This window comes from Allofrancisella guangzhouensis (assembly GCF_000815225.1).
In the GTDB taxonomy this organism is placed as follows: Bacteria; Pseudomonadota; Gammaproteobacteria; order Francisellales; family Francisellaceae; genus Francisella; species Francisella guangzhouensis.
Genome location: NZ_CP010427.1, coordinates 1275636 through 1291434, shown reverse-complemented (window position 1 = coordinate 1291434; position 15799 = coordinate 1275636). Strand labels below are relative to the sequence as shown.

Genomic DNA, 15799 nt, shown 5'->3' with positions numbered 1-15799 from the left:
TCTCCTTTTATCTTACTTGACCTGCTATTATTACTTTGATTTTATTAGTACTTCCATGTACACCCATGCTATCACCACTAGTCAGCACAAGGATATCATTTTGTTTTACTAATTTTCTACTTTCAAGTTCTATGGAAGCAGATCTATTTACATATAGTTTAGACATTCTGGTAGAGTCAAAATATATAGGTATAACCCCTCTAAATAGAGTCATAGCTCCTAACGTTGGTGCATTGCGGGATAATGCATAAATTGGTAAATCTGTATTTATTCGTGACATCCAGCGTGAGGTATTTCCACCTTCTGTTAAAACGATTAAACCTTTAGCACCAATATCATTAGCTATCTTAACAGCTGCTACTGATACTGCATGGTCAATCCTACTACAATCAGCTATTTTTTGTTTTTTAATAATATGATTATATTTACTTTTTTCAGCAGATTCACAAATTCTTGACATAGCAGCAACTGTTTCTACAGGATATTTACCAACAGCTGTTTCAGCTGAGAGCATAACCGCATCTGTACCATCAAATACTGCATTTGCCACATCAGAAGCTTCAGCACGAGTAGGCGAGGAGTTTTCTATCATTGATTCCATCATTTGAGTGGCTGTAATAGATCCTTTTTCATTTTGACGAGCTGTACTAATAATCAGTTTTTGTACCGTAGGGACATTCTCATCACCAATCTCTACTGCTAAATCACCACGAGCAACCATGACTAAATCAGAAGCTTCTACAATACTCTTTAGGTTTTCTTTATGTACTGCTTCAGCTCTTTCAATCTTAGCAACCATGGCTGGCTTCCAACCTGCTTCATGCATAAGTTGACGTGCGTATTCCATATCTTTACCATCTCTTACAAATGATACTGCTAAAAAATCCACTTGTAACATAGCTGCTATTTTAATATCTTCTTTATCTTTTTCAGTAAGAGCTGGTGCTGTAAGTCCACCACCTTTTTTATTGATACCTTTGTTGTTAGAAACCTTACCTCCAACAACTACTTTAGTTGTAGCTTTATTTTCTTTAACAGACTCAACCTCTAGTACTATTTTACCGTCATCAACTAGTAGAATATCTCTAGGTTTAATATCTTTGATCAGCTCTTTATAGTCAATACCTACAGCATTTTCATCTCCATCATTTATACCAAGATCAGCATCAAGTACAAATTTTTTCCCTTTTTTAATTTCTACCGAGCCATTTTTAAATTTAGAAAGTCTAATCTTAGGTCCTTGTAAGTCCGCTAGTATTCCAACGTAAGTATCTTGTTCTTTTGCAATTTGACGGATTAATTCAACTCTTTTTCTATGGTCTTCAGCAGATCCATGTGAGAAATTACACCTAACAGCATTAACCCCTGCCTTTATCATCTCAGTAAGGATTTCTTTAGATTCACTTACAGGGCCAAGAGTTGCTAAAATTTTGGTTCTTCTCATAGTACCACCTTAAATAAAGTTATTTTTTGCTTTTTCTTTTAATATTTCAATAGCTGGGAGTTTTTTGCCTTCCAAAAATTCTAAGAATGCTCCACCAGCAGTAGAAATATAAGAAATTTTATTTTCTATACCAAATTTTTCTATAGCAGCTATAGTATCTCCACCACCAGCTACAGAAAATGCTTTTGAATTAGCGATAGCTAGAGATAAAGTTTTTGTACCTTCTGCAAAGCTATCAAACTCAAATACTCCAACTGGTCCGTTCCATAATATGGTATTAGAAGAATCTAGTAACTTAGCAATATTTTCTGCTGATTTAGGTCCTATATCCAAGATCATATCATCATCAGCTACGTCAGCTACATTTTTTATAACTGCTGGAGCATTTTCACTAAACTCTTTAGCAACTCTGACATCTACAGGAACTGGTATATTAATATCCTTTTGTTGGGCTTTTGTTAGAATATCTTTTGCTTGGCAAACCAAATCTTGCTCATAAAGCGAATTACCTATAGAATAACCTTTGGCTTTTATGAAAGTATTTGCTATACCTCCACCAACAATTAATGTTTCAACATTATCAAGTAGGTTGTGTAAGACTGATAACTTAGTAGACACCTTTGAGCCTCCTACTATAGCAGCCATAGGCTTTTTAGGATTTTTTAATGCTTTTTCTAAAGCTTTAATCTCATTTGAAACTAAAAACCCTGCGCATGCTACTGGTATATATTTTGCAGCACCATATGTAGAAGCTTGGGCACGATGAGCCGTTGCAAAAGCATCCATTACAAATACATCACCCAAACTCGCTATTTTTTTAGATAACTCATCATCAGATTTTTCTTCGCCTTTGTTAAAGCGAACATTATCACACATAATAATTTCACCAGCTTTAACTTCAACACCATCAAGCCAATTTTTTTCAAACTTTACTGGTTTACGAATTATTTCTTCTAAAACTCTTGCTACAGGTTCTAGTGAAAATTGAGGATCGTATTTTCCTTCAGTAGGGCGCCCAAGGTGAGATAACAGAATCGGTCTACCACCTTGTTCTAAAATATATTCTATAGTTGGAATAGCTGCTTGAATTCTTACGGTACTTGTGACTTTATTGTCTTTAACCGGGACATTAAAATCAACCCTAACTATTACTCTTTTATCTTTTAGATTTACATCTCTTATAGTTAGAAAACTCATACTAGCTCCAAATTATAAAGACCCTATTAATTTAACTACTCTAACCATCTGGTTTGTATATGACATTTCATTATCATACCAAGATACAACCTTAACTAAAGACTTATCACCTAAAGGAGTAACTTTAGTTTGAGTAGCATCAAATAGTGAACCTTCATTAATTCCTATAACATCACTAGAAACTAATTCTTCTTCGGTATAGCCAAAAGATTCATTAGTTGCTGATTTCATAGCTGTATTTATCTCTTCTGCTGTCACATTTTTAGAAACCACAGCAACTAACTCAGTCAATGATCCAGTAGCCACTGGAACACGTTGAGCAGCACCATCAAGCTTACCAGCTAACTCTGGGATAACTAAACCTATAGCTTTTGCAGCCCCAGTTGAGTTTGGTACGATATTTATGGCAGCTGCACGAGCACGGCGTAAATCACCATTTCTATGCGGACCATCAAGAGTGTTCTGATCACCAGTATAAGCATGAATAGTTGTCATAAAACCTTTTTCAATATTTGCTAACTCATGTAGCGTTTTTGCCATAGGAGCCAAACAGTTAGTTGTACAGGATGCTGCTGATATAATTTTATCCTTTGGTGTTAAGATGTGGTGGTTAACGTTATAAACAACTGTTGGCAGATCATTTCCTGCTGGAGCAGAAATTACAACTTTTTTAGCACCAGCATCTATATGAGCTTGGGATTTTGCTTTTGTTGCATAAAAACCAGTACACTCTAATACAACGTCTACATCTAACTCACCCCAAGGTAGTTTAGTAGCATCTACTTGTGCGTAAATTTTTATCTCTTTTCCTCCTACAACTATAGAATCTTCTTTAGCAGAAACCTCATCAGCTCTAGCATATCTACCTTGAGCAGAATCATATTTTAACAGATGAGCTAACATCTTAGGATTTGTTAAATCATTAATCGCTACTATTTCAATCCCATCTTTGCCAAACATTTGGCGAAACGCTAAACGACCTATTCTACCAAAACCATTAATTGCAACTTTCATTGTAATCTCCTTTAACTATCTTTTTTAGATAAAAATTTTAAACATATTTAGCAACTATATTGCTTATATTTTCTACAGTAAAACCAAAATACTCAAATAACTCTTCTGCTGGAGCTGATTCTCCAAAGGTTGTTATTCCTTTAACCTCACCACCTGCTTTTGGCATATATTTATACCATGTGCCTGGTTGAGCAAGTTCAACAAATACTGCTGGAATATCTTGTCTAATTACGGATGTTTTATAGCTGTCATCTTGTTTATCAAAAATTTCTACACAAGGTATAGACACAACATTTATATTTGTACCTTTTTTGTAGTATTCATTAGCTACTTTTACAGCTAGCTCAACTTCCGAACCTGTTGCAACTATTGTAGCTTTAGCATCTGCATATCGTTTGACCAAATATCCGCCTTTAGATATATTGTTAGCTTTTTCTATAGAATCAACTATTGGTTGTAATCCTTGGCGTGTCAATACCATAACACTTGGAGTTTCTTTTGATTTAATAGCTTCATACCAAGCAACCATCGTTTCAATTGTGTCAGCTGGGCGCCATAAATGAAGGTTTGGTATTAGCCTCAAACTCGGGATATGTTCGATTGGCTGATGTGTTGGTCCATCTTCACCTAACCCTATAGAGTCATGTGACATTACATGCACTACTGGCTGCTTCATAAGAGCAGACATTCTAATGGCATTCCGTGAGTAATCACTAAACACAAGGAAAGTACCACCATAAGGTTTTAAACCACCGTATAGGCTTAGGCCATTCATAATCGCGGCCATACCAAACTCACGTACTCCGTATGAAAGATAATTAGCTCCTTTATCAGTATGGTTCAGCCAAACTGAGCCGCTCCAGTTGGTATTATTTGAACCAGTTAGGTCTGCTGACCCTCCAAACATTTCGGGCATATGTTTACATAGCACTTCCAGAGACATTTGAGATGCTTTTCGTGTAGCCACCTTAGCTGGTTTTTCTATTTGTGATTTTATGTAGTTTTGAATTTCTTGTTCAAGTTCGGTTGGAATATCTTTAGCTAAAATTCTCTTAAGTTCATTATGTTTAGGGTTTATTTTGTAATCTTCCCAACGCTTTTGCCAGTTTGTTTCTAGTATTTGACCACGTTTAGTGGTATCCCAAAATCTATATACTTCATTAGGTATTTCAAAAGAGCCATATTGCCAACCCAATTCTTTGGCTGCTGAATTTCTTTCCTCCACGCTTAATGGGGATCCATGTATTGAGGCTGTACCTGCTTTTTCTGGTGAGCCAAAGCCTATAACTGTCTTACAGCATACTAAGGTGGGTCTTTTTTGCTCAGATTGTGCATGGATAATGGCTTGTTCTATAGCTTTGGTATCATGACCATCTACATTTTCAATAACGTGCCAGCCATAAGACCTAAATCTTTCAACCGTGTTATCTGTAAACCATCCTTTGGTATCACCATCAATTGATATGCCATTATCATCCCAAAAAGCTATAAGTTTGTTTAAACCTAAAGTACCAGCTAAAGAGCATGCCTCATGAGATATACCTTCCATTAAGCATCCGTCACCTAAAAATACATAAGTATGGTGGTCTATAAGTTCACAATCAGGAGTATTATATCTTTCTGATAAAAGCTTTTCTCCCAAAGCTATACCAACAGCGTTAGCAAGACCTTGCCCAAGAGGTCCTGTTGTTGTCTCAACTCCTGGGGTATAACCATATTCTGGGTGACCTGGGGTTTTAGAGTGAAGCTGTCTAAAATTTTTAATATCTTCAATAGAGACACTATATCCACTTAAGTGCAACAAAGCATATAAAAGCATAGAGCCATGGCCATTTGAAAGAACAAATCTGTCGCGATTAATCCAGTGTGGGTTTTTAGGATTGTGTTTGAGGAACTTTGTCCATAAAACAGTTGCAATATCAGCCATACCCATAGGCATACCAGGGTGACCAGACTTAGCTTTTAGTGTTGCATCTATAGCCAAAAACCTTATAGCATTTGAAAATTCTCGAGAAATAGGTAAAGACATAATTGACCCTTTAAGTAAAAATTTAAAGTAACGTGAACATCACTAAGATAATACAATAGCAACTTTAATAAAACAAGAAAGCAAGTTAGAATATTACAAATAAAAGTAACCCTTAGATAACTATGATATGAAAAATAAACACGACATAAACTATACCCTATATGCTAAACAAAAAAGAGAATTAACAGACTTTGAAATCATACTTACTGATCTACATAAACTGTCTGATTACATTTTAGATGAGCCATATACATTTGATTGTGATTTTTCTTTTTTTGAAGAAGGGGGGATGCCTTGTATTAAATATAGCCTATCTAGTCATCTACAACTAATTTGTCAAGATTCTCTTACACCTTTTGATTATAGCTTTAACGCAGCTAATACTATTATCATAGTTGAAGATGATAGGTTAGTTGAAGATAGTTTGTATGAACCTTTTATTTGTACTAAGGCTACTATAGATTTAATAGATATAATTAAGGAAGAAATTCTTTTAGACTTGCCATTAATACCAAAAAACAACTCTAACACTTGTAAAAAATACAAAAAACATTCATACTATAGCGAGCAAGAAAGTGTTGTTGAGGAAAAGGAAAATCCTTTTGAGGTCCTAAAAATACTTAAATAACGCTAATAAGATAAATAGTAAAATTTCTATCGGAGGTTACATAAAATGGCTGTACAACAAGTTAAAAAAAGCAGATCAAGAAGAGATATGAGAAGATCGCATGATTCTTTATCTACACCTACTTTATCAACTGATAAAGCAACTGGTGAATTACATTTAAGACACCACGTATCACCAAACGGGTTTTACAAGGGTAAAAAAGTAGTAGAAGTAAAATCTGAAGACTAAAAACCTTTCTCCTTGGAATTATAATTACATGAGTCTACTATACTAAATTTTAGTAAAATAGTGCTTTTGAAATCAAATAGGAAGTTTTATTTATTATGGGTTACAAAATATCTATAGATGCGATGGGCGGCGATCATGGTTTAAACACCACTATTCCAGCAGCTCTTGAGGCTGTAAAAAAAGACTCTAACTTACAGATAGTCCTAGTTGGAGATCACCATAAAGTAAAAAGAGCTTTAGACAGATATTCAAAACTAAAGAAAATAAAACTGCCAACGCTACAAAGAATAGCTATTCATCACGCTAGCGAAACCGTCGAGATGGATGAATCTCCATCTGTAGCTGTAAGAAAAAAGAAAGATTCTTCTATGCGCGTGGCTGTTAATCTTGTCAAAGATGGTTCAGTAAACGCTTGTGTTAGCGCTGGTAACACTGGTGCATTAATGGCTATATCAAAGTTTGTTTTAAAGACTATTCATGGTGTAGATCGTCCAGCGATAGTTTATGCTTTACCTGCATATAACAGAGAAACTAAGAAGCTCAGTAAAACTTATATGTTAGATTTAGGGGCAAATGTAGTTTGTTCATCTGAGCAACTTTTTCAATTTGCTATTATGGGGTCAATCTTAGCGGCAAGCTCAAAAGGCATAGCTGAACCCAGAGTGTCTTTACTAAATATTGGTGAAGAAGAAATGAAGGGGTTAGATAATATCAAGAATGCTGCTAAACTTTTACAAAGTTGTGATTTTATAAACTATAATGGTTATATAGAAGGTAAATACATTTTTGATGACTCTACAGATGTTATAGTTTGTGATGGTTTTGTTGGTAATGTTTCATTAAAAACTATGGAAGGTACTTTGAGGCTTATAGAATCATTAATCAAAAAAACTGTAGTTGAAGGTTCTTGGTTAATGAAAATACCAACCATTATGGCTTTACCACTTTTTAAGAAAATGAAGAAAGGAATGAATTTAGATAGTTTTAATGGAGCCTCTTTATTAGGATTGACAGGAATTGTTATAAAAAGCCATGGAAGTGCTAGCGCTAATGCTTTTGAAACGGCTATTTATGAGGCTGTTAAGGAAATTAAATATAATATCCCTAAAACAATCCAAGAATCTTTAGAAAAAGTTCTTTAATCATATTATTCATGTTACAATAATTTTGAAAGTCTGACATTCTTTAGGGATTATAAACTCTTAAAGGGCTAATTTTATTATTGTATTTAACTAACATATAGGTAGACTATACATGTTTGCACAAATATTAGGTACAGGAAGCTATTTACCTGAAAAAATTTTAACTAATGATGATATAAGTAGATTTATTGACACTTCGGATGAATGGATAAAACAAAGGGTTGGTATAGAAAGACGCCATTGTGCTAATGAGCAAGAAACTACTAGCTTTATGGCTACAGAAGCAGCAAAAAAAGCTCTAGAAGCAGCTAATTTAGATGCTCAAGAAATCGATACGATAATAGTTGCTACAGGTACGAGCGATTATATTATGCCTTCTACTGCATCTATTGTTCAAAAAGCCCTTAATATCCAAAATTTCAAAATCCGCTGTTTTGATGTCTCTGCGGCATGCAGCGGTTTTGTATATGCTCTTGATATTGCAAAACAATATATAGAAAATGGTTCAGCAAAAAACGTATTAGTGATTGGTGCTGAAAAGATGACAAGGGTACTTGATTGGAATGATAGATCAACGTGTGTACTTTTTGGTGATGGAGCTGGAGCTGTAGTATTATCCCAAAGTCAAGAGAAGAAAATTTTATCCTCTTTACTTTATACTGATGGTTCTTGTTTAGATATGTTAAATATCCCTAACAATTTACCTAGCAATAGAGGGCAAGCTATAACTATAGACCCATATTTGATAATGGAAGGAAATAAAGTTTTTAAGTTTGCTGTTTCAAGACTATCATCTTTAGCTGACGAATTGATTCAAGAGGCTGGGATAAGTGTAAGTGAAATAGACTGGTTAGTGCCCCATCAGGCAAATTATAGAATACTAACCTCTACAGCAAATAAAATAAATATGCCTATGTCTAAAGTAATAACCACATTACAAGACCATGGCAACACATCAGCAGCATCTATACCATTAGCATTAGATCATGCAATTAGAAATGGTCAAATCAAACCTGGAGAAACTATAATATCAGAAGCCTTCGGAGCAGGATTTGTGTGGGGCGGATTCATAGCAAAGATATAAAGACATCAGCTTTTATATTTTAAAAACTTTTTTATATTTTAATAGTAAGGAGAATATTATGTCACAAAATATTGCTGTTGTATTTCCTGGTCAAGGTTCACAAAAACTAGGTATGCTACAAGATTATTATCAAAACTTTGAAACATTCAGGGTTATTGTAGATGATGCAAAGAACCACTTAGGTTATGATCTATGGGATATTATTCAAAATGATGAAATAAAGCTAAATAAAACTGAATTTACTCAACCTGCCCTTTTAGCTACAAGTTATGCGATATTTAAAGTTCTTAGAGAACAAAAACCAAATTTAAGAATCCAATATTTTGCTGGGCATAGCCTCGGTGAATATACTGCTTTATTGGCAGCTGAGTGCATATCTTATAAAGATGCTTTACAGTTGGTTTCAACTAGAGGTAAGCTAATGCAAAATGCCGTTACAGATAAAGAGTGTGCTATGAGTGCTATACTTGGTCTATCTAATAATGATGTGATAGCTTGTTGCCAAGAAGCTTCTGATGAGGGTGTTGTTGAGGCAGCAAACTTTAATTCAACTGGACAAGTTGTTATTTCTGGTGAAAAAAAAGCAGTAGAAAAAGCTAATGCTATAGCAAAAGAAAAAGGAGCAAAACGTGCTCAAATTTTGGCAGTAAGCGTTCCATCTCACTGTTCTCTTATGAAAGATGCTGCAGAAAAATTTGAAATGGAGTTAAATAAAGTAGAGTTTAAAAAGCCTGCTACAGCTGTTGTACAAAATTTTGATGCTAAATCACATTTAAGTTCAAATGAAATAAAAGACGCTGTAATTAAGCAGTTATATAAACCGGTACTATGGACCCAATCTGTGCAAGAATTAGTAACTTTAGGTATTAACGAAATTATTGAGTGTGGACCAAATAAGGTGTTAAGTAGTCTAATAAAAAGAATTGACAAAGATATAACTGTAAAAGATACAAATACTATTGATAGTCTAGAAAATATTCAATAACTATAAGGAGATAATAAAAAAATGCCTTTAAAAGAAAAAGTAGTTTTAGTAACAGGGGCTAGCCGCGGTATTGGTTATGAAATAGCTGTTACTCTTGCAAAAAAAAGAGCTACTGTTATAGGTACTGCAACTTCAGAAGTTTCAGCAAAAAAGTTTGAACAAAATTTAACAGATCAAGGTTTAAGTGCAAAAGGAATGGTCTTAAATATCTCTGATTCTGAGAGTATAAAGAGTTTTTTTGCCAAACTTAAAGATGAAAAAATAGTTATTGATATTTTAGTAAACAATGCTGGAATTACTCGTGATAATCTTATGATGAGAATGTCTGATGATGAGTGGAGTGCTGTTATTAATACTAATTTAAGCTCAGTTTTTCATATGTCAAAAGAATGTGTTCGTGGTATGATGAAAAAAAGATGGGGTAGAATTATTTCTATAGGTTCAGTAGTAGCTTCTGCAGGAAATCCAGGCCAAACTAATTATTGTGCTGCTAAAGCAGGTGTAATTGGATTTTCGAAATCTTTAGCTTATGAAGTTGCTAGTCGTAATATTACAGTCAATGTAGTAGCACCAGGATTTATAGCTACAGATATGACAGATAAGCTCACTGATGAGCAGAAATCTTTTATAGCTGGAAGAATCCCTTCAGGACAAATGGGGCAGCCAGAGGATATAGCAAATACTGTGGCTTTTCTAGCTTCAGAAGAAGCCAAATACATAACAGGACAAACGTTACACGTTAATGGTGGCATGTATATGGCTTAATTTTTGCGAAATTATTGCAAAAACGGACAAAAAATAATATTATTAAAACGAATAGTTAATTTAAAAATTTTAAACAAAATAAGAAGGAAAAAAAAAATGAGTGCAAACGAATTATATGCGAAAGTTAACTCTATTATCGTTGAACAATTAGGCGTTAAAGAAGAAGATCTTAAGCCAGAAGCTTCTTTTATTGATGATTTAGGTGCAGACTCCCTTGATACAGTTGAGTTAGTAATGGCTCTAGAAGAAGAATTTGATACTGAAATTCCAGATGAAGATGCTGAGAAGATCAGAACCGTTAAAGATGTTTACGACTATATTGACTCTAAAGTAAACTAATCAAAAATTAATCTCAAAAGTTGCATGATTGTGTTTAAAATAGTTTCATGCTGTTTTCTAAAAGAATTAAATAGGTTAATTTAATATGAAATCTAATCGTAGAGTAGTTGTTACTGGTCTTGGAATGGTAACACCTTTGGGAAATGATGTGCCTACGACTTGGGCTAATATCTTAGCTGGTAAAAGTGGTGTTGAGACTATAACTGGTTTTGATACACCAGCTCCCGATATTAGTGAGTTTAAGGTAAGATTTGCTGCAAGGATTAAAAATTTTGATGTAGATGCACTTGTGGGTAAAAAAGATGCAAAAAGAGTTGATCCTTTTTGCTATTATGGTATAGCTGCTGCTAATGAAGCTCTGAGAGATGCTGGAATAAATAAGGTTTCAGAAGAAGATTCATATAGATTTGGTGTGGCAGTTAGTTCTGGTATTGGTGGTATTGAAACTTTAGAATCTACTAAAGCTACTATTGATGCAAAAGGACCATCAAAAATATCTCCCTTTTGTATACCGTCATCAATTATCAACATCTTATCTGGCGTGATATCAATAAATCATGGCTTACGTGGACCTAATGTACCTATTGTCACTGCTTGTACAACTGGTACACATAATATTGGTATGGCTGCTAGACTTATAGCTTATGGTGATGCTGATGCTATGCTTGCTGGAGGCTCTGAAAAAGCTAGTAACGCTATAGGTATAGGTGGTTTTGCTGCTGCTAGAGCTTTATCTACTCGTAATGATGATCCACAAGGAGCTTCTCGTCCATGGGATAGAGATAGAGACGGCTTTGTTTTAGGTGATGGCTCTGGAGTGGTAGTATTAGAAGAGTATGAAAGGGCAAAAGCACGTGGTGCCAAAATTTACGCTGAAGTTATAGGTTTTGGTATGTCAGCTGATGGTTATCATATGACTATGCCTTATGCACCAGGCCAAGAAAGATGTATTAAGAATGCTCTAGCAGATGCAGGACTTGATAAAAATCCTGACGCCATAGACTATGTAAACGCTCATGGTACTTCGACTCCTCTAGGTGATGTCCAAGAAAGCCAGGTAGTTGAAAAAACTATTGGTCAATATAGAAAAGATCTTGTTATGAGTTCTACAAAATCTATGACTGGTCACCTATTGGGTGCTGCTGGTGCAATTGAATCTATATTTAGTGTCTTAGCTATAAGAGACCAGGTTGCTCCACCAACTATAAATTTACAAAATTTAGATGATGGTTGTAATTTAGAGTATGCTGCTAACGTCGCTAAAAAAATGAAAATTGATTATGTACTTAATAATTCTTTTGGGTTTGGTGGTACGAATGGATCAGTTATCTTTAAGAAGATTTAGTTATCTAAAATTAAGTTTTGAGAATTTAAAAGTAAAAGCCACTGTATGTGGCTTTTTTAGCAAATTACCAAGTTATGACATGTTAATTATATAAAATTTTTTATACAGCTGGCTGAAATTTTTTATACTTTAAGGCAAATTCGTCATTCCCAAACTGTTCATAGTTTTTGACAAAGGCTTTGGCTAAAGATTTATACTGTTTTTTATATTCTGATTGATCTTTCCAGTTGTTAGTTAAATGTAAAGTTTGGTCTTTATCTTGTATTATCACTAGTGATTTAAAATTAAAATATTTTTGTCTCATATATTTGAAACTTACATCTTGGTTACTGCTTACTAGATAGTTAACTATAGCTTTCGTTTCTTCTACTGGAACACGTCTACCTGTTTTAAAGTCGCCATCTATCCAACCAGCATTTATCATATAAATTTTAGCGTTACTATGCTTAAGCCTTTGGCGTAGAATATTTGCGTATCTTGTTGGTTGAAGTAATAAAAATGGTTGAGCATAACAACTGGAAAACTCTGGTTTAGGTTCCACAACACCTTCTTCGACTCCTGTTGAAGTGCTAGTATAGCCCGATAAGAAATAGTATATCGCTTGACCTTTACTTAGTTTTGCCACTCTAGGTAAAACGCCCTTTGCATCTTTTACTAAAAAGATTATTGTACTAGGATCGCTTGTGTTTATAATACAATTCTCGAAATTTTCTCGACAAAATGTTAGGTAGGTGTTACTTTGGGAGCTTTCTTTATGTCCAAAAATGACATTTCCTTCTTCATCAAAGTTGGGGTTTTCTATAAGTAGATGGTTTTGTAAAACATTTTTTATACGGCTATCATCTCTTTTAAAGCTAGCAACTTTGATAGTTAGTCCAGATTCTAAGCTGTATAATCCTTTTGACTCTGTCCAAGCTATAGCTTCATTTGTTACTAAAGCTCTGTGGTTGTCTAAGGCTAGTGTCGTTTTCCCACTACCAGAAAGACCTAAAAACATAAGGCTTTTAGATTCTGCATCGACACTAACAGAGCAGTAGAAGATACCAATATTGTTTAGTGATAAATAATAACTCATAATCGATAGTAAAACTTTGTTAATCTCAGCAAGATAACGAGTGCCTATAAATATACTTTGACGTTGCTTAAGATTCGTCGCTATAACTTTTGGTGAATTTAATCCTAGTTCTTGATAGTTATCTATAGTAGTTTCTGGAGAATGCATCATAACCCATTGTGGTTTAAAACCTTCTAACTCTTTTACAGTTGGTCTGATACATATAAGTCTAAAAAAATAAGCAGCTGATGCTTGAGTTGTTATAAGTCTAACAGCTATTCTGTATTTTTCATCATGATTATAAAAACCATCAGTAACAAATATATCTTTGTTAGAGATATCATCACAAAGTTTTTGTTTGATTACTTTCCAGTCTTTACGCTTAAGCCTTTTGTTATCAGAACCATATTCATGCCACCAAACATTTTTTTTAGCATATTTTGTTTCAACAACATACTTATCATCAGGTAATCTACCTTTTATATCCCCGCTATCAACTATTAGGGCCTTGCTATCTTGTCTTATGAAATTACAAGTAAGTTTAGCGTGTTCAGCTAATTCATCTAAAGATAGATTTTGGTATACATTTTTTGTTGTGAACAAATATTTACTATCATCCACAATAGACGGATCCATGATACAAGTTCCCTTAGTCAGGCAAGCTAGTGATAATTTAGTCAGATTATAGCTGGAATATACTTTTTTTTCAAAAAATTGTGCGGATAGTTTTCGAATAAAGTAAAATACTAACTAATATAATTAAAACGCATTATCAATAAAAACTATGTCTGATAAAAACATTACTGCTAAAACTCATTTTATCAAAAATATTATAAAAAAAGATTTGGAAAACAATAATATTTCTAGCATAATAACCAGATTTCCGCCAGAACCTAATGGTTACCTACATATTGGCCATGCAAAATCCATTTGTTTAAATTTCGGTATTGCTCAAGAGTTTGATGGAGAATGTAACCTTCGTTTTGATGATACTAATCCGGATAAAGAAGATATCGAATATATAAATGCAATCCAGGAGGATGTAAAGTGGCTGGGTTTTAGATGGGAAAACCAACCTCATTTTGCTTCAGAATATTTTGACAAAATGTATAAATTTGCTGTACTACTTATTAAAAAAGGCAAAGCTTATGTTTGTGACTTATCTGCAGATGAAGTAAGGCAATACAGAGGCACTTTAAAAGAAGCAGGTCAAAATAGCCCCTATAGAGATAGAAGTATACAAGAGAACCTTGAGCTTTTTGAGAAAATGAAAAATGGAGAGTTTGCTGAGGGTAGTAAAACTTTGAGGGCGAAAATAGATATGGCTTCTGGAAATATCAATCTAAGAGATCCAGCTCTGTATAGAATAAAATTCTCACATCATCCAAAAACGGGTGATAAATGGTGTATTTATCCTATGTATGCCTTTGCCCACCCGTTAGAGGATGCTATAGAGGGTATTACTCATTCTCTTTGTACTCTTGAATTTCAGGATCAAAGACCATTTTATGATTGGGTAGTTAACGAAACGGAATTTCAAACTAAACCTCAACAAATAGAATTTTCTAGGCTTAACTTAAACTATACAATCACTAGTAAGAGAAAACTAAAATATTTAGTTGATAACAATTTAGTAAGTGGTTGGGATGATCCGCGCATGCCTACATTAAAAGGCTACCGCCGTAGAGGTTATACTCCAGAATCTATCCGTAATTTTTGTGAGCTAATAGGAATATCAAAACAAGATTCTATAATCGATGTTTCAGTGCTTGAAGAATCTATTAGAGATGACCTTAATAAAAACGCTTTAAGAAAAAATGCTGTTTTAAATCCTATTAAAGTAATCATAAAAAACATGCAGTCGCATACTTTAAATGTGCCAAACCATCCACAAAATTCTGATCTTGGTAGAAGAGATATCACAATTTCAGATGAAATATTCATTGAAAGAGATGATTTTGTGTTTGAGCTTGAAAAAGGAATGAAAAAACTAAGTCCAAAAGGTCGAGTGCGACTGATAAATAGTTATGTAATAGATTGTGATGAAGTTATTACAGATACTGACGGTAATGTTATTGAGTTAAAATGTAGCTATTTACCAGAAACTTTAGGCGGCAACAAACCAGAAGATGGTAAAAAACCAAATGGTATTATCCACTGGGTAGATGCTAATAACTGTATAGATGCTGAAGTTAGAATATATGATAGACTTTTTAATGATGAGAATCCTGCTAAGTTTGAAAAAATAGAAGATTGTTTAAACCCTAATTCTATGGAAATTATCAAAAATGCAAAACTAGAAAAATCTCTAGAAGATGTAAGACCTGAAGAGCATTTCCAATTTAACAGGATCGGCTATTTTGTAGTGGACCAAAAAGATTTTTCAAAAGAAAAACCTATATTTAATAGAATTGTAACTCTTAGAAATATTGAGGATGTCAAAAGCTAGAATTTAGTTTTTGCTTAATATTTCTTATATGTGGGTATGTATAATACACGATGATAGAGTTACAAATAGCTTACTGACCATGTTATGCAGTTTAAA

The 15799-nt window shown here is 33.9% G+C and carries 14 protein-coding genes; 9 read left to right on the top strand and 5 right to left on the bottom strand.

What is annotated here, in order from left to right; translation table 11 throughout:
* Positions 1-7 precede the first annotated feature (7 nt).
* From pyk to tkt, 4 genes are read right to left on the bottom strand one after another with little or no spacing between them, the layout of a single operon-like run.
* Positions 8-1444 carry a pyruvate kinase gene (gene pyk, locus SD28_RS06080; protein ID WP_039125095.1) on the bottom strand — a complete coding sequence of 479 codons (1437 nt, stop codon included), beginning with the start codon at positions 1442-1444 and terminating at the stop codon, positions 8-10.
* Positions 1445-1453: 9 nt separating this feature from the next.
* Positions 1454-2641: a phosphoglycerate kinase gene (locus SD28_RS06075; RefSeq protein ID WP_039125093.1), complete on the bottom strand. Its 1188-nt coding sequence runs from the start codon at positions 2639-2641 to the stop codon at positions 1454-1456.
* 12 nt (positions 2642-2653) lie between these two features.
* Positions 2654-3655, bottom strand: a complete 1002-nt coding sequence (gap, locus tag SD28_RS06070) for a type I glyceraldehyde-3-phosphate dehydrogenase (protein WP_039125091.1) — start codon at positions 3653-3655, stop codon at positions 2654-2656.
* Between the two features lie 37 nt (positions 3656-3692).
* Positions 3693-5684, bottom strand: a complete 1992-nt coding sequence (tkt, locus tag SD28_RS06065; RefSeq protein ID WP_039125088.1) for a transketolase — start codon at positions 5682-5684, stop codon at positions 3693-3695.
* 127 nt (positions 5685-5811) lie between these two features.
* On the opposite strand from tkt, the gene SD28_RS06060 reads away from it, so the two are divergent.
* From SD28_RS06060 to fabF, 8 genes are all read left to right on the top strand, one after another.
* On the top strand, positions 5812-6312 hold the full coding sequence (locus tag SD28_RS06060; protein WP_039125086.1) for a YceD family protein: 501 nt from the start codon (positions 5812-5814) through the stop codon (positions 6310-6312).
* A gap of 45 nt (positions 6313-6357) precedes the next feature.
* Positions 6358-6540: a 50S ribosomal protein L32 gene (gene rpmF / locus SD28_RS06055; protein ID WP_039125084.1), complete on the top strand. Its 183-nt coding sequence runs from the start codon at positions 6358-6360 to the stop codon at positions 6538-6540.
* Between the two features lie 95 nt (positions 6541-6635).
* Positions 6636-7682: a phosphate acyltransferase PlsX gene (gene plsX / locus SD28_RS06050; protein ID WP_039125082.1), complete on the top strand. Its 1047-nt coding sequence runs from the start codon at positions 6636-6638 to the stop codon at positions 7680-7682.
* Between the two features lie 112 nt (positions 7683-7794).
* Complete coding sequence (locus SD28_RS06045; RefSeq protein ID WP_039125079.1) at positions 7795-8766, top strand: beta-ketoacyl-ACP synthase III; 972 nt, start codon at positions 7795-7797, stop codon at positions 8764-8766.
* Positions 8767-8824: 58 nt separating this feature from the next.
* Positions 8825-9751 (top strand): ACP S-malonyltransferase, encoded by a 927-nt coding sequence (gene fabD, locus SD28_RS06040; protein ID WP_039125077.1) that lies wholly within the window; start codon positions 8825-8827, stop codon positions 9749-9751.
* A gap of 21 nt (positions 9752-9772) precedes the next feature.
* The gene (gene fabG, locus SD28_RS06035; protein ID WP_039125075.1) at positions 9773-10516 is read left to right on the top strand and encodes a 3-oxoacyl-ACP reductase FabG; all 744 of its coding nucleotides are present in this window, start codon (positions 9773-9775) and stop codon (positions 10514-10516) included.
* 96 nt (positions 10517-10612) lie between these two features.
* Complete coding sequence (gene acpP / locus SD28_RS06030; protein WP_035719877.1) at positions 10613-10855, top strand: acyl carrier protein; 243 nt, start codon at positions 10613-10615, stop codon at positions 10853-10855.
* Between the two features lie 85 nt (positions 10856-10940).
* A complete protein-coding gene (gene fabF / locus SD28_RS06025) occupies positions 10941-12200 on the top strand; it encodes a beta-ketoacyl-ACP synthase II (protein ID WP_039125072.1) in 1260 nt (419 codons plus the stop codon).
* 100 nt (positions 12201-12300) lie between these two features.
* Here fabF and SD28_RS06020 read toward each other — a convergent pair whose 3' ends face one another.
* Positions 12301-13890, bottom strand: a complete 1590-nt coding sequence (locus tag SD28_RS06020; RefSeq protein ID WP_039125069.1) for a phosphoenolpyruvate carboxykinase (ATP) — start codon at positions 13888-13890, stop codon at positions 12301-12303.
* 148 nt (positions 13891-14038) lie between these two features.
* On the opposite strand from SD28_RS06020, the gene SD28_RS06015 reads away from it, so the two are divergent.
* Positions 14039-15703 carry a glutamine--tRNA ligase/YqeY domain fusion protein gene (locus SD28_RS06015; RefSeq protein WP_039125067.1) on the top strand — a complete coding sequence of 555 codons (1665 nt, stop codon included), beginning with the start codon at positions 14039-14041 and terminating at the stop codon, positions 15701-15703.
* The last annotated feature ends 96 nt before the right edge of the window (positions 15704-15799 follow it).